This window comes from Pseudomonas sp. AM4(2022), assembly GCF_036346515.1.
Classification (GTDB): Bacteria; Pseudomonadota; Gammaproteobacteria; order Pseudomonadales; family Pseudomonadaceae; genus Aquipseudomonas; species Aquipseudomonas paracarnis.
Genome location: NZ_JAOTNW010000020.1, coordinates 15,842 through 37,069, shown reverse-complemented (window position 1 = coordinate 37,069; position 21,228 = coordinate 15,842). Strand labels below are relative to the sequence as shown.

At 60.3% G+C, this 21,228-nt stretch carries 23 protein-coding genes; 11 read left to right on the top strand and 12 right to left on the bottom strand.

What is annotated here, in order from left to right:
• Window positions 1-5 precede the first annotated feature (5 nt).
• Window positions 6-824 carry an alpha/beta fold hydrolase gene (locus tag ODQ19_RS22610; protein WP_116666692.1) on the top strand — a complete coding sequence of 273 codons (819 nt, stop codon included), beginning with the start codon at window positions 6-8 and terminating at the stop codon, window positions 822-824.
• A 217-nt stretch (window positions 825-1,041) separates the two neighbouring features.
• Here ODQ19_RS22610 and ODQ19_RS22605 read toward each other — a convergent pair whose 3' ends face one another.
• The 6 genes from ODQ19_RS22605 to ODQ19_RS22580 form a co-directional block, all read right to left on the bottom strand.
• On the bottom strand, window positions 1,042-1,281 hold the full coding sequence (locus ODQ19_RS22605; protein WP_072435732.1) for a hypothetical protein: 240 nt from the start codon (window positions 1,279-1,281) through the stop codon (window positions 1,042-1,044).
• A 61-nt stretch (window positions 1,282-1,342) separates the two neighbouring features.
• Window positions 1,343-1,504: a DUF2474 domain-containing protein gene (locus ODQ19_RS22600; RefSeq protein WP_116666691.1), complete on the bottom strand. Its 162-nt coding sequence runs from the start codon at window positions 1,502-1,504 to the stop codon at window positions 1,343-1,345.
• Window positions 1,491-1,628, bottom strand: coding sequence for a hypothetical protein (locus ODQ19_RS22595; protein ID WP_165861625.1), 138 nt, complete (start codon window positions 1,626-1,628; stop codon window positions 1,491-1,493). Before ODQ19_RS22595 ends, ODQ19_RS22600 begins: the two co-directional genes overlap by 14 nt.
• A complete protein-coding gene (gene cydB, locus ODQ19_RS22590; protein ID WP_330211263.1) occupies window positions 1,615-2,631 on the bottom strand; it encodes a cytochrome d ubiquinol oxidase subunit II in 1,017 nt (338 codons plus the stop codon). The genes ODQ19_RS22595 and cydB overlap by 14 nt, the downstream gene beginning before the upstream one ends.
• Window positions 2,632-2,646: 15 nt before the next feature.
• Window positions 2,647-4,068 carry a cytochrome ubiquinol oxidase subunit I gene (locus ODQ19_RS22585; protein ID WP_330211262.1) on the bottom strand — a complete coding sequence of 474 codons (1,422 nt, stop codon included), beginning with the start codon at window positions 4,066-4,068 and terminating at the stop codon, window positions 2,647-2,649.
• A gap of 67 nt (window positions 4,069-4,135) precedes the next feature.
• Window positions 4,136-6,460 carry an FdhF/YdeP family oxidoreductase gene (locus ODQ19_RS22580; protein WP_116666689.1) on the bottom strand — a complete coding sequence of 775 codons (2,325 nt, stop codon included), beginning with the start codon at window positions 6,458-6,460 and terminating at the stop codon, window positions 4,136-4,138.
• A 436-nt stretch (window positions 6,461-6,896) separates the two neighbouring features.
• On the opposite strand from ODQ19_RS22580, the gene moaA reads away from it, so the two are divergent.
• The 5 genes from moaA to moaE are packed head-to-tail and all read left to right on the top strand — an operon-like array spanning window position 6,897 to window position 10,045.
• A complete protein-coding gene (moaA, locus tag ODQ19_RS22575) occupies window positions 6,897-7,895 on the top strand; it encodes a GTP 3',8-cyclase MoaA (RefSeq protein WP_116666688.1) in 999 nt (332 codons plus the stop codon).
• A 39-nt stretch (window positions 7,896-7,934) separates the two neighbouring features.
• Window positions 7,935-8,834 carry a bestrophin family protein gene (locus tag ODQ19_RS22570; RefSeq protein WP_330211261.1) on the top strand — a complete coding sequence of 300 codons (900 nt, stop codon included), beginning with the start codon at window positions 7,935-7,937 and terminating at the stop codon, window positions 8,832-8,834.
• Between the two features lie 12 nt (window positions 8,835-8,846).
• Complete coding sequence (gene moaC, locus ODQ19_RS22565; protein WP_330211260.1) at window positions 8,847-9,341, top strand: cyclic pyranopterin monophosphate synthase MoaC; 495 nt, start codon at window positions 8,847-8,849, stop codon at window positions 9,339-9,341.
• Window positions 9,338-9,589, top strand: a complete 252-nt coding sequence (locus ODQ19_RS22560; protein ID WP_116666685.1) for a MoaD/ThiS family protein — start codon at window positions 9,338-9,340, stop codon at window positions 9,587-9,589. The genes moaC and ODQ19_RS22560 overlap by 4 nt, the downstream gene beginning before the upstream one ends.
• Before the next feature lie 3 nt (window positions 9,590-9,592).
• Complete coding sequence (gene moaE, locus ODQ19_RS22555) at window positions 9,593-10,045, top strand: molybdopterin synthase catalytic subunit MoaE (RefSeq protein ID WP_116666684.1); 453 nt, start codon at window positions 9,593-9,595, stop codon at window positions 10,043-10,045.
• 70 nt (window positions 10,046-10,115) lie between these two features.
• Here moaE and ODQ19_RS22550 read toward each other — a convergent pair whose 3' ends face one another.
• Both ODQ19_RS22550 and moaB read right to left on the bottom strand, forming a co-directional pair.
• Window positions 10,116-11,321 (bottom strand): molybdopterin molybdotransferase MoeA, encoded by a 1,206-nt coding sequence (locus ODQ19_RS22550; protein ID WP_116666683.1) that lies wholly within the window; start codon window positions 11,319-11,321, stop codon window positions 10,116-10,118.
• Window positions 11,318-11,857 carry a molybdenum cofactor biosynthesis protein B gene (gene moaB, locus ODQ19_RS22545; RefSeq protein ID WP_116666682.1) on the bottom strand — a complete coding sequence of 180 codons (540 nt, stop codon included), beginning with the start codon at window positions 11,855-11,857 and terminating at the stop codon, window positions 11,318-11,320. The genes ODQ19_RS22550 and moaB overlap by 4 nt, the downstream gene beginning before the upstream one ends.
• Window positions 11,858-12,087: 230 nt before the next feature.
• Between moaB and mobA the strand changes: the two genes are divergently transcribed.
• The 3 genes from mobA (at window position 12,088) to ODQ19_RS22530 (ending at window position 14,837) form a co-directional block, all read left to right on the top strand.
• Complete coding sequence (gene mobA, locus ODQ19_RS22540; RefSeq protein WP_330211259.1) at window positions 12,088-12,750, top strand: molybdenum cofactor guanylyltransferase MobA; 663 nt, start codon at window positions 12,088-12,090, stop codon at window positions 12,748-12,750.
• Window positions 12,751-12,813: 63 nt separating this feature from the next.
• On the top strand, window positions 12,814-13,710 hold the full coding sequence (locus tag ODQ19_RS22535; RefSeq protein WP_116667779.1) for a LysR family transcriptional regulator: 897 nt from the start codon (window positions 12,814-12,816) through the stop codon (window positions 13,708-13,710).
• Window positions 13,711-13,838: 128 nt separating this feature from the next.
• Window positions 13,839-14,837 (top strand): NAD(P)H-quinone oxidoreductase, encoded by a 999-nt coding sequence (locus ODQ19_RS22530; RefSeq protein ID WP_330211258.1) that lies wholly within the window; start codon window positions 13,839-13,841, stop codon window positions 14,835-14,837.
• A gap of 177 nt (window positions 14,838-15,014) precedes the next feature.
• On the opposite strand, the gene ODQ19_RS22525 is transcribed toward ODQ19_RS22530, so the two are convergent.
• The gene (locus ODQ19_RS22525; RefSeq protein WP_330211257.1) at window positions 15,015-16,145 is read right to left on the bottom strand and encodes an alkene reductase; all 1,131 of its coding nucleotides are present in this window, start codon (window positions 16,143-16,145) and stop codon (window positions 15,015-15,017) included.
• A 78-nt stretch (window positions 16,146-16,223) separates the two neighbouring features.
• The gene (locus tag ODQ19_RS22520) at window positions 16,224-16,901 is read right to left on the bottom strand and encodes a type 1 glutamine amidotransferase domain-containing protein (RefSeq protein WP_116667776.1); all 678 of its coding nucleotides are present in this window, start codon (window positions 16,899-16,901) and stop codon (window positions 16,224-16,226) included.
• Between the two features lie 166 nt (window positions 16,902-17,067).
• Between ODQ19_RS22520 and ODQ19_RS22515 the strand changes: the two genes are divergently transcribed.
• Window positions 17,068-18,006: a GlxA family transcriptional regulator gene (locus ODQ19_RS22515; protein ID WP_330211256.1), complete on the top strand. Its 939-nt coding sequence runs from the start codon at window positions 17,068-17,070 to the stop codon at window positions 18,004-18,006.
• A 568-nt stretch (window positions 18,007-18,574) separates the two neighbouring features.
• Here the strand turns inward: ODQ19_RS22515 and ODQ19_RS22510 are convergent.
• On the bottom strand, window positions 18,575-19,213 hold the full coding sequence (locus ODQ19_RS22510; RefSeq protein WP_330211255.1) for a GNAT family N-acetyltransferase: 639 nt from the start codon (window positions 19,211-19,213) through the stop codon (window positions 18,575-18,577).
• Window positions 19,214-19,261: 48 nt separating this feature from the next.
• Here ODQ19_RS22510 and ODQ19_RS22505 point away from each other — a divergent pair, with 48 nt between their 5' ends.
• A complete protein-coding gene (locus ODQ19_RS22505; protein ID WP_330211254.1) occupies window positions 19,262-20,134 on the top strand; it encodes an undecaprenyl-diphosphate phosphatase in 873 nt (290 codons plus the stop codon).
• Window positions 20,135-20,240: 106 nt separating this feature from the next.
• On the opposite strand, the gene ODQ19_RS22500 is transcribed toward ODQ19_RS22505, so the two are convergent.
• Entirely contained in the window at window positions 20,241-21,194 is a 954-nt protein-coding gene (locus ODQ19_RS22500) for a Dyp-type peroxidase (RefSeq protein WP_054898555.1), read from the bottom strand.
• Window positions 21,195-21,228: the final 34 nt, after the last annotated feature.

Here is a 21,228-nt window from a genome sequence, read left to right as displayed (position 1 = left end):
TTCAGATGAGCACATTCGTTGCCAAAGACGGTACCCAGATCTACTTCAAGGACTGGGGCAGCGGTAAGCCCGTGCTGTTCAGCCACGGCTGGCCGCTGGATGCGGACATGTGGGAATACCAGATGGAATACCTGAGCAGCCGTGGCTTTCGCACCATCGCCTTTGATCGTCGTGGCTTTGGCCGCTCGGACCAGCCTTGGACCGGTAACGACTACGACACCTTCGCTGACGATATCGCCCAGTTGATCGAACACTTGGACCTGCAGGACGTGACCCTGGTGGGCTTCTCCATGGGCGGCGGTGACGTGGCGCGCTACATCGCCCGCCACGGCAGTGCCCGTGTCGCCGGCCTGGTGTTGTTAGGCGCGGTCACGCCGATCTTCGGCCAGCAAGCCGACTACCCCCAAGGCGTGCCTGGCGAGGTGTTCGATGGCATCAAGGCGGGCCTGTTGAAGGATCGTGCGCAGTTCATCAGCGACTTCAACACGCCGTTCTTCGGTCTCAATAAAGGCCAGCACGTTTCAGAGGGTGTGCTCAGCCAAACCCTGCAGATCGCCATGCTTGCCTCGCTCAAGTCGACCGTGGATTGCGTCACCGCGTTCTCGCAAACCGACTTCCGCCCGGACATGGGCAAGATCGACGTACCGACCCTGGTGATCCATGGCGACGGCGACCAGATAGTGCCGTTCGACACCACCGGCAAAGTCGCGGCGCAGATGATCAAGGGCGCACAACTGAAAGTGTACAAAGATGCGCCGCACGGGTTTGCCGTGACCCACGCTCAACAGCTCAATGAAGACCTGCTGGGGTTCCTGAACCGCTGAACCACTTGAAACACCCTCTCCCTGTTTGGCCGGGAAAGCCCTGAGGGTGAGTGGTTGCTGGAGACTTTGGTATTCACGGCGGGTACGCAAACGCAAAAATAGTAAGCATCATAAAAAAAGACGTCCAAAGACGTCTTTTTTTTGTGCCTGAAATCCAGTGACGCTTACAAGGCCAGGCGCAGTTCACCCCACCACCACGCCAGCCCCATAAGCCCTTTCATCGAAGCGGAGATCTCACCCACCGCTCTGCCGCTTCTTGCGCCCCTTCAACCGCCTGCTCATAACTCTCCCAATGGTCTCCCTCCACAAAGGCAGGTCGGGCATCCTCGCCTGGCAAGGTCAACCGGGCACCCACAGGAATATCCAGTGCCTGGCCCCAGCTGAAGCCAATCATCACGGTGACACCACTTTTTGTCACATATTCAACAGGATGGTCTCTATCAATACGTTCTGACATACGTCTCTCCTTGATCCGGCGCCACGTTCAGCGCCGGACGTTCGTTTGGTAAAATGCCCCGTCAATGGCTACTCATGCCGGCCATGTGCATGATCCCGCGAATACCACTGGCCATGATGCCGAGTGCAACCACACTAGCGAGCCAAATAGCGATCAGCCAACACACCCGTTTGTACCAGGGGCCTGCCTGATTTTGAGCCTGTGACACTTCATAGCGTTCCATGGGCCATCTCCATTGTCAGGGCCGTCGCGGCGGCCAGCATGATCAGTGCCGTGCAAAACAGCAGGCTTAACTGCGCCACCTGTTTGTAAAACGGCATCGGTTTTTCAGCGTTAGTGGTAACCATCGCCAATCCTCACTTTTCCACGGAAGACGTAGTAGCTCCAGCAGGTGTACATCAGGATGATCGGCAGGATGAACAGGGTACCGATCAGGATAAACAGCTGGCTGGACGGTGGTGATGCGGCGTCCCACAGGGTGATGGACGGCGGTACGATGTTCGGCCAGATGCTGAACGCCAGACCGATATAGCCGAGGAAGACCAGCATCAGGGTGAACACGAACGGCCAGTGGGAATGGTGTTGACGCAAGGTCTTCAATAACCCGACCAGGGCCAGTACGCCGAGCAGCAAGAGCCCGCCGAACACCACTATGTGTGCGTGGGTGAACCAGCGCGTGGCGATTTCCGGGTGCAGCCAGGGGGTCCACACACACAGTACGGCCACCACGGCCATCAGGGCGAAGGCCAGGTAATGGCTGAACAGCCGCATCCGCGATTCCAGCATGCCTTCGGTCTTGACCAGCAACCAGGTGCTGCCCAGCAGGGCGTACGCCACCACCAGCCCTACGCCGCAGAACAGCGGGAACGGAGACAACCAGTCCAGGGTGCCGCCGGCAAACTGGCGATTTACCACCGGTATGCCGGCAATGTAGGTGCCGATCACTACGCCCTGGCAAAAGGTCGCCAGGAACGAGCCGCCGATAAACGCCATGTCCCAGATGTGCCGCTTCTGCGGGCTGGCCTTGAAGCGGAATTCAAACGCCACGCCGCGAAAGATCAGCCCGGCCAGCATGAAGATCAGCGGCAGGTACAACGCTTCCAGGATCACTGAGTACGCCAGCGGAAACGCGCCATACAACGCCGCGCCGCCCAGGATCAGCCACGTCTCGTTGCCGTCCCATACCGGCGCCACGGTGTTCATCATCACGTCGCGCTCCTGCTCGTCCGGGATCAACGGAAACAGGATGCCCAACCCCAGGTCGAAGCCGTCCATGATCACGTACATCATCACCCCGAAGGCGATGATCACGCCCCATATCAACGACAGGTCTATACCTTGAATGCCCATGTGCAATCCCCTCGATCAGTTGGTGTGGTCACCGGACGCGAGCGTCTCGGTAACGGCGGACAGGGGACGGCGTGGCGTACGGTCCTGGCCGGGGCCGCCTTGGGGCGGATGGTCGTGATGGGGCTGCGGGCCCTTGCGTACCAGCTTCATCATGTAGCCAATTCCCACGGCAAACACCGAGAAGTAGATCACCACGAACAACGCCAGAGAGATGCTCAGCTGCGTGACGGTATGGTTGGACGCCGCGTCGGCGGTGCGCATCAGCCCGTAGACCACCCACGGCTGACGCCCGACTTCGGTGGTGATCCAGCCGGCGAGCATCGCGATCAGGCCGGTCGGCCCCATGAACAACACCAGGCGCAGGAACAGGCGATTGCGATACAGCGCGCCATTACGGCGTAATGCCAAGCCCAGTATCCCGGTGAGGATCATCAACATCCCCAGCCCGGCCATGATCCGGAAACTGAAGAAAATGATGGTCGAGTTCGGTCGGTCCTCTTTAGGGAAGCTCTTGAGCGCCGGGATCTGTTTGTCCAGGCTGTGGGTCAGGATCAGGCTGCCCAGGTACGGGACCTCGATCGCGTAGCGGGTCTTTTCGGCCTCCATGTCAGGGATACCGAACAACACCAGCGGCGTCGCGCCGTCACCGACGTTTTCCCAATGTCCTTCAATCGCGGCGATTTTTGCCGGTTGGTGCTCCAGGGTGTTGAGGCCATGGGCATCACCGACAACCGCCTGGATCGGTGCCACGATCAACGCCATCCACAACGCCATCGAGAGCATCTTGCGCACTGCCGGGGTGTCGTTTTTACGCAGCAGGTGCCAGGCCGCCGAGGAACCGGCGAAGAACGCCGTGGCGACAAACGCAGCGATTGCCATGTGCGTCAGGCGGAACGGGAACGACGGGTTGAAGACGATGGCGAACCAGTCCAGCGGCATCACCCGGCCATCCACGATGGAAAAGCCCTGGGGAGTTTGCATCCAGCTGTTGGAGGCCAGAATCCAGAACGTCGAGATCAACGTACCGATGGCGACCATCACCGTGGAAAAGAAGTGCAACCCACGCCCGACCCGGTTCCAGCCAAACAGCATGACCCCCAAGAAGCCCGCTTCCAGGAAGAATGCCGTCAGCACTTCATAGGTGAGCAAGGGCCCGGTGATACTCCCGGCGAAGTCCGAGAAGCGGCTCCAGTTGGTGCCGAATTCGTACGCCATGACCAGGCCCGAAACCACGCCCATGCCGAAGTTGACGGCGAAGATTTTCGACCAGAAGTGATACAGGTCCTTGTAGACCGGATTGTCGGTTTTCAGCCACAAGCCTTCCAGCACAGCCAGGAAACTGGCCAGGCCGATGGTGATGGCGGGAAAGATGATATGAAACGAGACCGTGAACGCGAACTGAATTCGCGCCAGGTCGAGCGCCTCGAGATTTAGCATGACGATACCCTCATAGTGTCCAGTGATCAGCAAAACCCAGGGCGACCTGCCGGCCGCCCCGCTCGGCTCAAGCGCCGAGGGACTGAATCAGGTTGCTGGCCGGCGCAGGTTCAAGGCGAATGGCGATGAACTTCGACGTGGGTGTGAAGGTGCGGTCGCCATAGCTTTCCAGGGGCACCAGAGGGTTGGTTTCCGGGTAATAGGCGGCAGCCTGGCCAGGCGGAATGTCGTAGGCGATCAACGTAAAGCCGCTGACCCGACGCTCGCGCCCGTCGCCCCACAACGACACCATGTCGACCTTCTGCCCAGGCTCGTAACCCAGTTTGCGAATGTCCTGCTCATTGACGAACACCACGTCGCGCATGCCATAAACTCCGCGATAGCGGTCATCGAGCCCGTACAACGTGGTGTTGTACTGGTCGTGGGAACGCATGGTCTGCAGAATCAGGTCCGGCTTGACGTCGAGGTTGCGTACGCCTTCGCTGACCAGGTGGGCGGGCAACTCGCTCGGGGCAAACTGCGCTTTACCGCTGTTGGTATGCCAGATGCGGTGCGCGGCGTTGTTGCGCAGGTGGAAGCCGCCCGGGTGCAGCAGTTTTGTGTTGAAGTCCTTGAAGCCGGGAATGGTGTCGGCGATCAAGTCACGGATGCGGCCGTAGTCGGCCACTGTCCACAGCCAGTCAATCGGGTGCTTGCCCAAGGTCGCATTGGCGATCCCGGCGATGATGGCCGGTTCAGAGCGCATCAAAGGCGACTTGGGTTTCAGTTGGCCGTGGGAGATGTGCACCATGCTGAAGGTGTCTTCCACGGTCACGCCTTGCGGGCCTTCTGCCTGAATATCGATATCGGTACGGCCCAGGCACGGCAGGATCAAGGCTTCGCGGCCGGTCACCAGGTGGCTGCGATTGAGCTTGGTGGCGATATGCACGGTCAGGTCGCACTTGCGCAATGCCGCATGGGTGCGTGGGGTGTCCGGCGTCGCTTGGGCAAAGTTGCCACCCAGGCCGATGAAGACTTTGGCGAGCCCCTGTTCCATGGCGGCAATCGCCATCACGGTGTTGTGACCATGGCGGCGCGGTACCTTGAAGTCAAAGCGTGCTTCCAGCGCATCGATCAGCTCCGGTGGCGCCAGCTCATTGATGCCCATGGTGCGGTCGCCCTGCACGTTACTGTGCCCACGCACCGGCGACAGCCCCGCGCCTGGCCGGCCGATATTGCCGCGCAACAGTTGCACGTTGATGATTTCCTGTACGGTCACCACCGAGTGCACATGCTGGGTCACGCCCATCGCCCAGCACATGATCACCCGGTTGGCGCGGCGGTACATGCGCGCCGCCAGCTCTATGTCGGCAAGGCTAAGACCCGATTGCTCGACGATATGCTCCCACGAGGTGGCGTCCACCTGTGCCAGGTACTGTTCGAGACCCGAGGTGTGTTCGGCAATGAATGCGCGGTCGAACACCGCCTCGCCATTGTTTTCCAGTGCATCACGCTCCCATTCCAGCAGGAACTTGGCGATGCCTCGAAAGGCCGCCATGTCGCCGCCCAGTGCCGGACGGAAGTACGCCGACGAGGTGGGTTCGGAACCGTTGGTGAGCATCTCCAGCGGATGCTGCGGGTGTTGGAAACGTTCCAGCCCACGCTCTTTGAGTGGGTTGAAACAGATCACCTGGGCGCCGCGCTTCACCGCCTCGCGCAGTGGCTCAAGCATGCGTGGGTGGTTGGTACCGGGGTTCTGGCCGATAACGAAAATCGCGTCGGCTTCCCCCAGGTCATCAAACGTCACCGTGCCTTTGCCCACGCCGACACTGTCGTCCATACCCAGGCCGCTCGCTTCGTGGCACATGTTCGAACAGTCGGGGAAGTTGTTGGTGCCGTAGGCGCGCACGAACAGCTGGTACAGATACGCCGCTTCGTTACTGGCCCGGCCCGAGGTGTAGAACTCCGCCTGGTCCGGCGACTCCAGTTCCTTCAGGTGCTTGGCGATCAGGGCAAAGGCGTCGTCCCAACTGGTTTCGACATAACGATCCAGCGAGGCGTCGTAGCGCATCGGATGGGTCAGGCGCCCCTGGTATTCGAGCCAATAGTCACTTTGCGCCGCCAGCGACGACACCGTGTATTTATTGAAGAACGCCGGGTTGACCAGGCGCCCGGTGGCTTCCCAGTTCACCGCCTTGGCGCCGTTCTCGCAGAACTTGACCATGCCGCCTTCCGGCGACTCGCCCCATGCACAACCTGGGCAGTCAAAACCGCCGTTCTGGTTGGTCTTGAGCATCGCGCGGATGTTCTTGAACGCGTTTTCACTGCCCAGCCAGCTTTGCGTCACCGCAATCAGCGCGCCCCAACCTGCGGCCGCCCCCTTGTACGGTTTATAACGTTCAACTTCGCTCATGGTAATTCTCCAAGACTTCACACGTAGGCGCGGGCCTAACTAAAGCCCTTATTGATGATTATTTTTCAGGCACTGCAAAACGCAAATCGGTTTAAAGCCCACTAAACTTGATTCACGTCGACCGGTTTTAAGGGTCCAACATCGGGTTACGCGCTCAGCCTATGCCGTGCATAAACAGCCTGTCTAATCACAAATAATGACCACTTAATCGACATGCTCTATCACGATAAATTTTGTTAAAAATCAAAAAGATAAAATAATAAAAGCCGAATAAGACACCCCGTCAAAAGCCCATAGATTTCGTCGATCACTTAGTTGTTAATAGTGATTAGACGCGGCATTAAAACAACTCTAGCCTTGCTTTAAATAACGCGCTCACCTACATCGAGCGTCCAAACACCGTGGTTACACGCTCAGCGTCGCTGCCGAGGTTTTAATGACCAATCAAGTCTTGATGGATAGTTTTTCTCGCCGGGTCGACTACCTCAGGATGTCGGTGACCGACCGCTGCGATTTCCGCTGTGTGTATTGCATGGCCGAAGACATGGAATTCCTGCCACGTCAGAAAATCCTGACGCTGGAAGAGCTGTATCAACTGGCGCAGAGTTTTGTCGTACTGGGCACGCGCAAAATCCGTCTGACGGGCGGTGAACCCTTGATTCGTCCGGGCATGGTCGAGCTGTGCAAGCGCATCGCGACACTCCCCGGCCTGCGCGAGTTGTGCATGACCACCAATGGCTCGCAGCTGGGCAAGCTGGCCGCGCCGCTGTTCGATGCCGGGCTCAAGCGCCTCAACATCAGCCTCGACAGCCTTGACCCCAAGCGCTTTCGTGAACTGACGCGCACCGGTGACCTGGCCAAGGTCATCGCCGGTATCGATGCGGCGAATGCGGCGGGCTTCCAACGCACCAAGCTCAACTGCGTGGTGATGAAGGGCCGCAACGACCACGAAATCAACGACCTCGTGGCGTTCGCCATTGACCGCGGCCTGGATATTTCCTTCATTGAAGAAATGCCCCTGGGGGTCATCAGCGAACACAGCCGTGCCGAGGCGTTCTATTCCAGCGCGCAGGTGCGCGAGCGCATCGCCGAGCGCTACACCCTGATCGACTCGGCAGAATCGACGCAGGGGCCTTCGCGTTACTGGCGCCTGGCCGAGGCGCCGCATATTCGCCTGGGCTTTATTTCACCCCACAGCCACAACTTCTGCGGTACTTGTAACCGCGTGCGCCTGACGGTTGAAGGCCGGTTGTTGCTGTGCCTGGGCAACGAGCATTCAGTCGACCTCAAGGAGGTGCTGCGGCGCTATCCGGGTGAACCAAAACGCCTGGAGAGTGCCATCGTCGAGTCGATGAAACTCAAGCCGTATCGGCACAACTTCGAGCTCAATGATGACGTGCAGGTTGTCCGCTTCATGAACATGACCGGTGGTTAACCCATCCGGTTTTATCCCTTCGCATTAAGGCCATTGCCCATGATCGTCAGAGCCAAACCCAACCTGATCGGTGTATTGACTTCGCTCAAGGGCTCAGTGGCCCGGCGTATCGCACTGCGTAGCCTGCTGGTGACACTGCTGGCCTCGGTGATTGTGTTGGTGGAGACCCTTCACCCGGCGTACTTCTCCAAGGTCAACGCCACGCCGTTCACGCTGCTGGGCTTGTCACTTTCAATCTTCATGAGTTTTCGCAACAACGCCTGCTATGACCGCTGGTACGAAGGGCGCAAAGCCCTCGGCGCCATGGTGATGGATGTGCGCGTCATGATTCGCGAAACCCAGGTGATCAAGGATGCTCGCCAACGCAAAGAGATCCTGCGCAACCTGTGCGGGTTCGCCCACGCACTGAACGCCAGGCTGCGCAATGAAAATGAGTCCATCGCGGCAGCGCCCTGGCTCGACAAGCTGCCGTCGGCTAGCACCCCGAATATCCCGGAAAGCATTATCGGCCGCGTGACCCAGCAGTGTTCGGCGCTGGCCGAATCGGGGGGCTTCAGTGAATGGCGCTACCAACTGATGGCCCGGCACTTGAGCAACCTGACCCGTACGCAGACGATTTGCGAGCGCATCAAAAGTACGCCGCTGCCCTTCCCGTACACCCTCTTGTTGCACCGCACCAGCTACATGTTCTGCATCTTGCTGCCCTTCGCCATGGCCGAACCCCTGGGTTGGCTGACGCCGGTCTTCACCGCCATCGTGAGCTACACGTTTTTTGGGCTGGACGCGATTGGCGATGAGCTGGAAGACCCCTTCGGCTACGACGAAAACGACCTGCCAACCAATGCCATCGTGCGCACGATTGAACGCGAAGTGCTGCACGCCAACGGCGCGACACAACTGCCGCCCGTGCTCCAACCCATTGATTGTGTACTGAACTGACCCGAGGCCCCCATGAACAAACGCTCCCACACACTGACCCATCTGGACGCCGCAGGCCGGGCCTGCATGGTCGACGTCACGGACAAAGCGGCAACCACCCGTGAGGCCCAAGCCCAGGCCTGGGTACGCATGCAGCCGTCCACGCTACAACTGATCCAGGCTAACGGGCACCCCAAGGGCGACGTGTTTGCGGTGGCTCGTATCGCCGGGATCATGGCGGCGAAAAAAACCCATGAACTGATCCCGCTCTGCCACCCGCTGATGCTCAGTTCGATTCACCTCGAACTGCGTGCTGTCGAGCCCGACAGCGTGCAGATCGTCAGCACCTGCCGACTCAACGGCCAGACCGGCGTCGAGCTCGAAGCCCTGACCGCCGCCAGCGTAGCGGCCTTGACAATCTATGACATGTGCAAAGCCGTGGACCGCGGGATGATCATCGACCGGATCCAGTTGCTCAAAAAACAGGGTGGCAAGTCGGGCACCTTTGTCGCGGGTGACGTGCAATGATCCTGGTCAATTACTTTGCGCGCTATCGGGAACAGCTGGGCATCGGCGGCGAAAAAATCGTCTTGGACGGGTCGCTGCGCACCATTGCCGACCTCAGGCAACACCTGTGCGCCCGAGGTGCGATCTGGCAGCAAGTGCTCGGTGAGACCAGCCTCATGTGCGCTTTGAACCAGGAGCTGTGCACCCCCGGCGCGCCGATAAAAGACTTCGATGAAATCGCCTTCTTCCCCCAAGTGACCGGAGGTTGACCAATGCCTGTTCAGGTTCAGACCGAGCTGTTTGATCTGGGTGAGCTGACCCGCAGCCTGCACGCCGAAGAGCCGGGCGTCGGCGCCGTAGCCACCTTTGTCGGCTATGTGCGCGATCTCAACCAGGGGGATCAGGTCAGCGAATTGTTCCTGGAACATTACCCGGGAATGACCGAACGCTCGCTGCAGCAGATCATCGATAGAGCCCATCAACGCTGGCCGCTGAAACGGGCGAGCATCGTCCACCGCGTGGGGGTATTGAAGGTCGGTGAACCCATCGTGTTCGTCGGTGTTGCCAGCGAACATCGCCAGGAAGCCTTCGATGCCTGCAATTTTTTGATGGACTACCTGAAGACTCAGGCACCTTTCTGGAAGCGTGAACACACGCCGTCCGGAGAACGCTGGGTAGAGGGAAGAGAAAGTGACCAACTGGCGGTAAACCGCTGGACTGCATGACGCCCCCGCGGTAGGGGCGAGCTTGCTCCTACAGTGGCGGTGGCGATATTTGAGGACAGTGCATGCCGCGTCAGAACAAGTCGCAGAAAGGAATGAACCGCGCCGTGTCACCGCGCTGCAAAGTGCAGCCCTCGGGGATTTCAAGCAGGCCGTCCGCCCACGAAGCACCCAGCAGTACGCCTGAACTCTGGTTCGGATACAGAATCGCCCGGCCCTCCTCCAGCTTGGCCCGCAGGTATTCGCGACGGCTGCCTGCTTTCGGCCAGTCAAACCCGACGTTAACCGGGAAGCTCAGGGGCGTGACGTCATCAACACCCTGGATACGCAACAGGTATGCCCTTGCCAGCAGGCCGAACGTCACCAGTGCCGAGGCCGGATTGCCTGGCAAGCCGATGACAGGCACGTTACCGTAATAGCCCACGGTCAAAGGCTTTCCCGGTTTGATCGCGAGTTTCCAGAATAACGGTTTACCGCTATCGCGCAGCACCTGGCCAAGGCAGTCGGCGTCTCCGGCTGACACCCCACCGGTGGTCAGGATCAAGTCGGCGGCAGGTCGCAACTGTTCCAGCTTGAGCCGCGTGTGCTGCGGCTGGTCAGGAAGAATACCGCCATCAATGACGTCACAACCCAATGCACTCAGCCAATGGCTAAGCAAAACGCGATTGCTATTGTAGATACAGCCGGGCTTCAGCGTCGTCCCCGGCTCAGCCAGTTCGTCCCCCGTGGACAGCAATGCCACCCGTGGGCGGAGTACCACCGATACATGGGTACAGCCTTGCGCGGCCGCGATGGCCAGCGCGAAAGGCCCGAGTCGCTTGCCGGCAGCGAGCAACACCTGCCCGGCACGGTTTTCCTGGCCTTGCGCACGGATATTCTGGCCCGCACTAAGCGCCTGCTTGAAACGTACCCGTCCGTCCTCCAGTTGCTCGGCGTTCTCTTGCATCTCCACGCAATTGGCCCCAAGGGGTACCGGTGCGCCGGTGAAGATTCGAGCGCAGGTGCCCGGCAGCAATGCCTCAGGTGTATGCCCGGCGAAAATCTGTTGCGACACGGTCAGCGGCTGGCCTTTCCAGTCGTCGACGTTCAAGGCGTATCCGTCCATGGCACTGTTCGGCCACGGCGGCAGATCCAGGGTCGCGATCAAGTCATTGGCCAGTACCCGTTGCCGTGCGTCGCTCAATGCTATCGACTCACTGCCTTGCAGGCGTCGCGCCTGCGCCATGGCCAACAGTGAAGCGATAGCCTCCTCCACTGACATGAGCTGTGACGGGCTCATCCCCGCGACTCGCACAAGGCCACCGATTTGAGGTGCGGCACAAAATTGCACGGCCTGTGGCGCGCATCCAGCTGCTCGGCGAGGATACCCTCCCACGCCGTGCGGCAAGCGCCCGTGGAGCCCGGCAGGCAGCACACCAGCGTACCGTTGGCCAAACCGGCCAAGGCACGACTCTGTACCGTGGAGGTACCGATATCGAGGATGGATATCGCACGGAACAACTCACCAAAACCGTCAATCTGCTTGTCCAGCAAACAGTGGACCGCTTCAGGCGTACTGTCGCGCCCGGTGAAGCCTGTGCCCCCGGTAATCAGTACCACCTGAATCTGCTCGTCGGCGATCCAGGTCGCGACCTGCGCGCGGATTTTATACAGGTCATCCTTTAGCAGGTTGCGCTCGCTCAAACGGTGACCCGCCTCCAGCAGTCGGCTGACCAGCAGTTGCCCGGAGGTATCGTTGGCATATTCACGGGTATCACTGACGGTCAACACGGCTATATTCAGCGGAACAAACAACGCATCCGACTTCACGCTCATGTCACTCTCCTACAAGCCATTATTGAAACGATCACCAGAGGCTAAAGCGCCCATACAGCCACTGTCTAATCGTTACAGTCGACCGGATTATCGAGCGCTTCTATCACTGATATTTCCGGACGCCATTCACCGGTGATCGAGTGAGTCGATCAATCCTTCAATAGTCATGATTGGACGTTCAGGCGCGAGAATGAGATCGTCTGCTCATCTCAATTTGCGGTATTCCTGTCATGCCATCGCGCTGCTCTCCTGAAGCTGCATCCAGCCCCTGTTCGATACTCCTGCTGGCGGGCGGGCGCGGGGCACGTATGGGCGGGCGGGACAAAGGATTACTGGTGTGGAAAGATAAGCCGCTGATTGCCCATGTACAGGCAATCGTACGTCCGTTCACCGACGACTTGATCATTTCCTGCAACCGCAATGCAGCGCGTTATCGCGCGTACGCCGATCAATTGGTCGAAGACTCACAAAAGGATTTCCCGGGCCCCTTGGCCGGGGTTTTGGCCGGAATTTCCGTTGCGCACCATCCCTGGCTGCTGGTGCTTGCCTGTGATGCTCCGAATATTGATGCCGCACTGATCAGAGCAATGCTCGAGGCGCGACCCACGAGCGGCGCCGCGCTAATGATCCAGCAGGCCGGGCAATGGCAGCCCATGTTCAGCCTGATCCCAACGGCGTTGTTGCCGCAGTTGAACCAGGCCTGGGATGAAGGCGAACGCAGCCTGCTGCGCGCGCTGCTCAAGCATGAGCTGGTGGCATTGACCTGCGTAAGCGACGATCTGCGCCTGAGCAATTTCAATACACCTGAATGGCTGGCTGGGCAATCATTAGCGTGCACCGAAGAAGTCGACGGCACATTAATTAAAAGGGCAGAAACAGAATCGCTAAAATAATCCGCGAGTTCTGGCCACTAGCGTTAATAATTACCCCTCATTTATTCCGCAACAGGTGCCTTAGTGGATATCAAGCAGCTTAAATTCCTCATCGCGCTGGAGCAGACCCGGCACTTCGGCCAGGCGGCTGCGCGTTGCCACATCACCCAGCCGACCTTATCGATGCGTTTGCGGAATCTGGAGGATGAGCTGGGCCTGGAATTGGTTACCCGCGGCCAGCGTTTCGAAGGCTTTACAGAGGCCGGTGAACGCGTGCTCGCCTGGGCCAGGACCTTGCTCGCCGCCCATGACGGGTTGTTCGCCGAAGCTGCAGCCTGTCGCGGCCAACTGGTCGGTAATTTGCGTCTGGGTCTGGTGCCGCTCAGCGGCTTCAATCCGATCAGCTACATTCAGGGCCTATCCCATACCTTCCCGGAACTCAAGTTCAACCTGACCTCGATGAGCTCGGACAAAATCATCGAAGCGCTGGGCACTAACCAACTGGACCTGGGGGTGTGTTACCTGGACCACGTCAACGCCAATTACCTAGAGTTTTTCGAACTGGGCGAAACCCGCGTCGGCCTGCTGTACGACACGCGCCACTTCCATTTCGAAGGCACCGAAATGAGCTGGGAAGACGCCGCCGAACTGCCCCTAGGCATGATCAGCAATGGCATGCACTATCGAAAGTCCATTGACCTGAGCTTTCGCAGCCGCGGCCTCGACCCCCAACCCATACTCGAGAGCGATTCGACGTATCAGCTGTTCCAGGCGATCCACAACGGTTTTTGCTGCGCGATTATGCCCCTGGACAGCGGCTTGGAAAGCCCGATCGAAAACCTGGCCTTTATCAACCTTCCGGACGCCAGCGTACTCGCGCCGCTGGGCATGGTGATGCGCAAAACCGAACCCCGCTCGGCCATCGCCGAAAAGTGTTTTGCGCAAGCCCAGAAATTGTTTGCCGCCAAGGGTACGGTCTAGCGTACGGGAGGGATGTTGATGGAGAGAGCAATGACTGCATTGCTACGCGAACCCGGCCTCATCGTGCTGAACTGCTTGCGCCGCCACACGGTCCCAACTCATACGCTCATCGCTACAGGAATATTTCCATGACGCTCCCCCAACACATGACCTTGATTGAAATTACCGCGCCGGGTGACCCGCACGTTTTGCAGCCTCGGCAAGCCGACGTACCGGTGGCCGGGCCGGGCGAGATTCTGATTCGCGTGCACGCCGCCGGGGTCAACCGCCCAGACGCCCTGCAACGCGCGGGCAAATACCCGATGAAGCCCGGCATGAGCCCGATTCCGGGGTTGGAAGTGGCCGGTGAAGTGGTGGCGCTGGGCACTGGCGTGACTGAATACAGCCTGGGCGACAAAGTCTGCGCCCTGACCAATGGCGGCGGCTATGCGCAGTATTGCGCGGTGCCGGCCAGCCAGGCGCTGCCGATTCCCGTGGGCATGGACTGGATTCAGGCGGCTGCCGTGCCGGAAACGTTCTTTACAGTCTGGGCCAACCTGTTCGGCCTCGGCGGTGCCCATAAAGGCCAGCGCGCCTTGATCCACGGCGGCACCAGTGGCATCGGTACCACCGCGTTGATGCTCTGCCAGGAATTCGGCATCCAGGCATTCGCCACGGCGGGCAGCGCTGACAAATGCGCGGCGATTGCCAAACTCGGTGCCGAGCCGATCAACTACCGCGAACAGGCATTTGCCGAGGTCATCGCCAAACAGACCGATGGCAAAGGCGTCAACGTAATCCTCGACATCATGGGCGCCTCGTACCTGAACAATAACCTCAAGGCCCTGGGCATGGACGGCCACCTGGTGATCCTCGGCTTCCTCGGTGGCGGCAAGGCCAACGACGTCGACCTGCTGACCATCCTCGGCAAACGCGCGGTAATCACCGGTTCACTGTTGCGCGCCCGCACGCGGGAAGAAAAGGCTGAAATTGCCGAGCAACTGCGCGAACACGTGTGGCCTGTACTCAGTGCCGGGCGCTGCCTGCCGATTATCGACCAGGTCTACGCCTACACCGACGCCGCCCAGGCCCATGCGCGGATGGAAGGTGGGGACCATATCGGCAAGATTGTGTTGCGGGTGGAGTGAGGCGCTTTTGATGTGAGGAGGGGTTGCCTTGATGCCAGTCAGTCAAGCGCAGATCTCTGTGGGAGCGGGCTTGCTCGCGAAAGCGGTGGGCCAGTCAACATACATGTTTGCTGGGCCGACGCCTTCGCGAGCAAGCCCGCTCCCACATTTGATTTTCATTGGTTTGAGCATCGCGTGTCACTGGTGTGCGGCATACACCGGGTAATCCACATACCCCGCCTGCGTCCCGCCATACAAGCCTTCGGCCTTCAACGCATTCAACGGCCAGCCATTGAACAGCCGTTGGGGCAAATCCGGGTTGGCAATGAAAGGCCGTCCAAAAGCGATCAGGTCCGCCAACCCGGCCTTTACCAGCCGTGCGCCGCGCTCGGCGGTGTAGCGCCCGGCGTAGATGATCCTGCCGCTGAAGGTGGCGCGCACGGCCTGGCGAAATGTGTCGGGCAGGTCGGGGGCGTTGTCCCAATCGGCCTCGGCAATGGACACATAGGCGATGCCCGACGCTTCCAGCACTTTGATCGCTTCGATATAGGTAAGGTGCGGGTCTTCTTCCACCAGGCCGATGTAGACCCGGTCCTGATCGGTGCCACTGAACAGCGGCGAAAAGCGCACGCCCAGGCGTTCCGGCCCCACCACCTTGCACACCGCTTCGACAATCTCGCGCAGCAAGCGCAGGCGATTGTCCAGCGAGCCGCCGTATTCATCCTCACGAAGGTTCGAATGGGCCGAGATGAACTGGTTGACCAGGTAGCCGTTGGCCGCGTGAATTTCCACGCCGTCGAACCCGGCGTCCAGGGCATTGCGCGCAGCCTGGGCGTAGTGCCCTACCAGCTCTTCGATTTCCAGCATGGTCAAGGCACGGGGGACGGGTGGCTGCACCAGTTCACCCACACCCGGCCCGGTTTCAATGAAGGCTTTGGCTTGCAACGCCGGCAGCGCAGACGGGCCCACCGGGGCACCACCGTCAGGTTGCAGCGCGTTATGGGACACCCGCCCCACGTGCCATAGCTGGGCGAAGATCACCCCGCCCTCGGCATGCACCGCTGCGGTGACTTTGCGCCAACCCTCGATTTGCGCCGGTGTATGAATGCCCGGTGTCCAGGCGTAGCCCTGGCCCCGAGGTTCGATCTGCGTACCCTCGCTGACCATGAACCCGGCACTGGCCCGCTGGCGGTAGTACTCGGCCATCAGGTCGGTGGCGATATTACCCGGCTGGGCGCTGCGCTGGCGGGTCAGCGGCGGCAGTACGACACGGTTGTTCAAGCGGTGATGCCCCAGCTTGATCGGGGTGTTCAAGATGCAGTCAGGCACGGCGATATTCCAAATTCAGGACGAACGAAAACCGTGGCGACTCCTGGGAGTCGCCACCGCATAGATCAGTGGATTAACTTAAGCGCAGAGTGTCAGCAGGGCCTTGGCCACTTCGCTGGAGCTGCCTGGGTTTTGCCCAGTCACCAGCAAGCCATCGACGATGACGAAGGATTGCCAGTCGGCGCCCTTCTCATACTGGCCGCCCAATTTACGGAATTCATCTTCAATCAGGAACGGCACGACCTCGGTCAACTGCACGGCGGCCTCTTCCGAGTTGGAGAACCCGGTGACGCGGCGACCCTTGATCAACGGCTCACCGTTGACCGCCTTGACGTGACGCAAGGCACCCGGTGCATGGCACACAAAGCCGATGGGCTTGCCGGCCCGCTCGAAGGCTTCGATCAGCGCGATGGACACCGGCGACTCCGCCAGGTCCCACAGCGGGCCGTGGCCGCCTGGGTAGAACACGGTGTCGAAGTCGGCGGCGTTGACCGAGTCCAGCTTCACGGTGGTCGCCAAGGCTTGCTGCGCAGCCGAGTCTTTGCCGAAGCGCTCGGTCTGCTCGGTTTGCGCATCCGGTTCATCGCTCTTGGGGTCCAACGGCGGCTGGCCGCCGGCCGGGGAAGCCAACACCACTTCGGCGCCAGCGTCCTTGAACGCGTAATAAGGTGCGGCAAATTCTTCGAGCCAGAAGCCGGTCTTGCGCCCGGTATCGCCAAGCTGGTCGTGAGAGGTCAGTACCATTAATACTTTCATTTTCCAGTGCCTCGATCGATGTGAATAACAGTTGCCTCATGTTAGGCAGCGAGGCGTTGGCTCACAATGTCATATCCGCAAGGATTGCGGACACGCACCAAAGTCGGTTGCCGTTTGCCGGGCACACGCCGACAATCGCCTCTCCCCCGCCCCTTGGAGAGATGCAATGCACAGCGTTGCGCTGATGGTTTACCCGAATTTCCAGTCGTTGAGCCTCAGCCTGGGCTCGGTGTTCGAGTGCGCCAACCTGCTGCGCGGCGAGCCGGCCTATGAGTTTCACCTGGTGTCGGAAAGCGGCGGCGCAGTGATGACCTCCCAGGACTTTTCGGTGAACACCAGCGCGCTGCGCCCAGAGGGCTATGACACCTTGATTGTCAGCGGCTACCTGGAGTTTCGCCTGCCGGAAGCCAACCTGCTGGAGCTGGTCAAGGCCGCGTCCGCGCAGTCGCGCCGGGTGGCGTCCTTATGCATGGGCATCTTTGTACTGGCCGAGGCAGGCCTGCTGGCGGGCAAGCGCACCACCACCCACTGGATCCATGCGCCAGCATTTCGCAAACGCTACCCGGATATCCACCTGGAAGAAGACAAGTTGTTCATTGTCGACGGCCAAGTGTGGACCGGTGCGGGCATGAGCGCCGGGGTCGACCTGGCGCTGGCGATGGTGGAGGACGACCTGGGCAGCGGCCTGGCCCGGCGCATTGCACGCAAGCTGGTGATTGCCCAGCGCCGCGGCAGCGAGCAGTCGCAACTGTCGGCCTTGCTGGAACTGGACCCCAAGTCCGACCGCGTGCAATTGGCCCTGGCCTATGCCCGTGAAAACCTCACCCATGACTTGTCGGTGGACGCCCTGGCCGACGTTGCCCGGCTCAGCCCCCGCCAGTTCAGCCGGGTGTTTCGCGAAGAAACCGGTCAAACCCCGGCCAAGGCCATCGAGGCCCTGCGCGTGGAAGCTGCGCGGGCGATGATGGAAATCAGCCGTCACCCGGTGGAGGTGGTGGCCCGCGAAACCGGGTTTGGAGACCGCGAACGCATGCGCCAGGCGTTCCTCAGGGCCTTCGGGCAGCCGCCCCAGGCGATGCAGCAGGTGCTGTTCAACCCGGGCTAGGCCCGTGACGGCCTGACAGCCGACGCCTATCTACCTGAAGTGCCATGATCCAAATGTGGGAGCTGGCTTGCCTGCGATGGCGGCCTACCAGCCGACACTTACCTACCTGACACCCCGCGATCAAACTGTGGGAGCGGGCTTGCTCGCGAAGGCGGCCTGAAAGTCGACACAGTTGGATTGTGTACATATCCATTGCTGCGGTAACGGCCACTTAGGGTTCCGCTCTGACAGCGGGTCACTTTGGAAAAGAGCCCCAAAGTAACCAAAGGGCTCTTGCCCCACCACTCGGCACCTCGCCTAGGCTCGGTGTGCCCGTAATCCGCCAGTGATTTGGGGGGCCGCCGCCACGCGCCATCCATGGCGCGGGGCGGCTAAACCGGCATCCCTGCCGGTTTACCCCCCAAATCCCTGGCAAATTCCGGCCAGCGTGGTTTGACGGGGCGCTTAAGATCAAGATCAAAAGCAGATCAAGAGCAAGATCACGAGCGGCTCGCTTCGCATCGTGGTTACGGGTTGATCGCTACAGCATTGTTTTAATATCTATGCTCATCGGGAGAAAGCCACCCCTTCAATGCAACGAAGCCCGGGTAATCAGGTAGTTCACCAACTGCGGGTCATCGTCCAATTCAATGCTCTGCACCGGACGCGGCAGGTTATCCAGCACGGTGCGCCAGAACGCCTGGGACACTTCGTCCTGATCATAGAATCGCACCAGCCAATTAGCCGCGCCGCTGCACAGCACCTGGCTGGCGATGGCGCGGCCGATGCCCTTGCGGCGGTAGCGCTTGAGAATGAACAGGTCGGCCAGCTCCAACGCGTCGATGCCCGGCAGTTCGCTGCCTTCGATCAATAGGAAACCGGCGATGTAGCCGTCTACCAGCAACAGGTTGGCGCTCCATTGCGGGTCGCTCCAGTAGCGGGCCAGGTGTTCGTCGTGGATGTAGAAACGCCCATCGGCCTCGACATCTTCCTGTTCCCAGTCCGAAGACTCGTAGGCGTAGTACTGGTAAAGATTGCGGATCAGTTCAGCTTCTTCGGGGCCGGTCTGGATCAATTCGACGGTGGTTTCAGGCATGGGGCTCTCGGTGGAAAAACGCAGGGCGCCATTGTTCACAAAAGTGCTGCCCACGCCAATGGCCTGGCGAATCCTTTCTATTGGCTGAACAGATTGCATATAGCGGTTGCCCTGGCCGAAATCCTGAAACATTTAGAATAAACTTCGCCGGTTTCCCCCTATTGCTCAAGGACACGTATTTTGACCAACGTCTGTACCGCCGGCCTGGATGTGGGCTTTGCCTCCCTGGATTACCTGCAGATCTTCATCCTGGGCGTGATCCAGGGCATTACTGAATTGCTGCCGGTGTCATCCACCGCCCATATGCGCGTGGTACCCGCCCTGCTCGGCTGGCAAGACCCTGGCTCGGCGTTTTCCGCAGCCATGCAATTGGCGGCGTTGGCGGCGGTGGTCAGTTACTTCTGGCGGGATGTGCGCCAGGTCACCACCGGCAGCATCAGTGCGGTGCGCCGGGGCGACTATAACGACCGCTGGTTCAAGCTCGCCGTGGCAATTGTGCTGGCAACCGTCCCGATTGGCATTGCGGGGCTGGCGTTGTCGTCGTCCTTGAATGCCTGCAACTCGCCATTGCGCGGGCTGATGGTGATCGGCATTTCCTGCGTGGTGATGGCGGTGCTGCTGGCAGTGGCCGAACTGCGTGCCCGGCATACACGCGACGTGAGCCAAATGCGCCTGCGCGATGCCCTGATCGTGGGAATTGCACAGATTGGCGCGTTGATACCGGGCGTATCGCGTTCGGGCTCCACGTTGACCGCGGCGCTGTTCCTGAATTTCAAACGCGAAGAAGCGGCGCGTTTTTCCTTCCTGCTGGGCCTGCCGGCCATCGCCCTGGCCGGTTTGAAAGAGTTGTGGGTACTGCTGCGCGCCGACCTGCCCGCCCACGCTTGGCCGCACTTGATGTTCGGGCTGGTGGTGGCGAGCATCTCGGCGTTCTTCGCCATCTGGGGCCTGATGAAGTTTCTGGAGCGTTTCTCCACCTGGCCGTTCGTGATCTACCGTGCGCTGCTGGGGGTGTTTTTGATCGTGGCCGTCAGCACCGGCCTGCTTACCTGACCCTTGTAGGAGCGAGCTTGCTCGCGAAAAACGTCAACGGTAACGCGGGCATTCTGTATGTACGCGGTGGCCTTGGGTTTTTCGCGAGCAAGCTCGCTCCTACAGGTTATTGGCGGTCGGCCAGCGCTTCGAGCAAGTCGGCCGAGGGCACGAAGAACAGGCCGCCGGTCACGGCCGTGCTGAAGTCGAGCAAGCGATCGTAGTTGCCGGCCGGGCGGCCGACGAACATGTTTTCCAGCATCTGTTCCAGGGGCTGAGGCGAGCGTGCGTAGCCGATGAAATAAGTGCCGAATTCGCCCGCGCCAGGGCGGCCAAAGGGCATGTTGTCGCGCAGGATCTTCACTTCCTCGCCGCTCTCGTCGGTGATGACGGTCAGCGCGCTGTGGGAGTTGCTCGGCTTGGCGTCTTCGTCCAGTTCGATGTCCGACAATTTGGTGCGCCCGATCACCTTCTCTTGAGCCTCCACCGTCAAGCCATTCCACGCGGTCATGTTGTGCAGGTATTTCTGCACCAGCACATAGCTGCCGCCTTCGAACTCAGGGTCTTCATCGCCCACCAGGGTGAAGGCCTCGGCCTTGCGCCCCACCGGGTTCTCGGTGCCGTCGACGAAACCGATAATGCTGCGCATATCGAAGTAGCGAAAGCCCTGGACCTCATCGACCACCTTCACGCTATCACCCAGGGCCGCCATCAGTTGGGTCGCCAGCTCGAAACATAGGTCCATCTGCTCGGCGCGGATGTGCAGCAGGATGTCACCTGGGGTCGACACCGCCTTGCGCCCTTGCACACCGAACTCGCGAAACGGATGCAAGGCCGCCGGGCGCGGCGCGCCGAACAGGCGGTCCCAGGCATCCGAGCCAAACCCGCAAACGCAAGTCAGGTTGCCCGAGGGCACGCGCTTGCCTACCGAGCGCACCAGGCCCGCGATGTCGGCGCACCAGGCCCGCACGTTTTCAACCGCATCAGGCGCCAGGGTGGCGACCATGAAGATCGCGCTGCTGGTGATCGGGTGGCACACCGATTGCGGTTCGAGCGGGGGACGGACGGGGCAGGTTTTCATGGGCATTCCACAGGCTGAGGGCGGTTTGAACCCG

Coding starts and splice junctions, on each gene's coding strand:
- ODQ19_RS22570 (WP_330211261.1), top strand. CDS start 7,935: ATGATCGTCAGAGCCAAACCCAACCTGATCGGTGTATTGACTTCGCTC.
- ODQ19_RS22515 (WP_330211256.1), top strand. CDS start 17,068: ATGCACAGCGTTGCGCTGATGGTTTACCCGAATTTCCAGTCGTTGAGC.
- ODQ19_RS22500 (WP_054898555.1), bottom strand. CDS start 21,194: ATGAAAACCTGCCCCGTCCGTCCCCCGCTCGAACCGCAATCGGTGTGC.
- cydB (WP_330211263.1), bottom strand. CDS start 2,631: ATGGGCATTCAAGGTATAGACCTGTCGTTGATATGGGGCGTGATCATC.
- ODQ19_RS22580 (WP_116666689.1), bottom strand. CDS start 6,460: ATGAGCGAAGTTGAACGTTATAAACCGTACAAGGGGGCGGCCGCAGGT.
- ODQ19_RS22530 (WP_330211258.1), top strand. CDS start 13,839: ATGACGCTCCCCCAACACATGACCTTGATTGAAATTACCGCGCCGGGT.
- ODQ19_RS22560 (WP_116666685.1), top strand. CDS start 9,338: ATGATCCTGGTCAATTACTTTGCGCGCTATCGGGAACAGCTGGGCATC.
- ODQ19_RS22520 (WP_116667776.1), bottom strand. CDS start 16,901: ATGAAAGTATTAATGGTACTGACCTCTCACGACCAGCTTGGCGATACC.
- moaE (WP_116666684.1), top strand. CDS start 9,593: ATGCCTGTTCAGGTTCAGACCGAGCTGTTTGATCTGGGTGAGCTGACC.
- moaA (WP_116666688.1), top strand. CDS start 6,897: ATGACCAATCAAGTCTTGATGGATAGTTTTTCTCGCCGGGTCGACTAC.
- ODQ19_RS22510 (WP_330211255.1), bottom strand. CDS start 19,213: ATGTTTCAGGATTTCGGCCAGGGCAACCGCTATATGCAATCTGTTCAG.
- mobA (WP_330211259.1), top strand. CDS start 12,088: ATGCCATCGCGCTGCTCTCCTGAAGCTGCATCCAGCCCCTGTTCGATA.
- ODQ19_RS22610 (WP_116666692.1), top strand. CDS start 6: ATGAGCACATTCGTTGCCAAAGACGGTACCCAGATCTACTTCAAGGAC.
- moaC (WP_330211260.1), top strand. CDS start 8,847: ATGAACAAACGCTCCCACACACTGACCCATCTGGACGCCGCAGGCCGG.
- ODQ19_RS22550 (WP_116666683.1), bottom strand. CDS start 11,321: ATGAGCCCGTCACAGCTCATGTCAGTGGAGGAGGCTATCGCTTCACTG.
- moaB (WP_116666682.1), bottom strand. CDS start 11,857: ATGAGCGTGAAGTCGGATGCGTTGTTTGTTCCGCTGAATATAGCCGTG.
- ODQ19_RS22585 (WP_330211262.1), bottom strand. CDS start 4,068: ATGCTAAATCTCGAGGCGCTCGACCTGGCGCGAATTCAGTTCGCGTTC.
- ODQ19_RS22605 (WP_072435732.1), bottom strand. CDS start 1,281: ATGTCAGAACGTATTGATAGAGACCATCCTGTTGAATATGTGACAAAA.
- ODQ19_RS22600 (WP_116666691.1), bottom strand. CDS start 1,504: ATGGAACGCTATGAAGTGTCACAGGCTCAAAATCAGGCAGGCCCCTGG.
- ODQ19_RS22595 (WP_165861625.1), bottom strand. CDS start 1,628: ATGGTTACCACTAACGCTGAAAAACCGATGCCGTTTTACAAACAGGTG.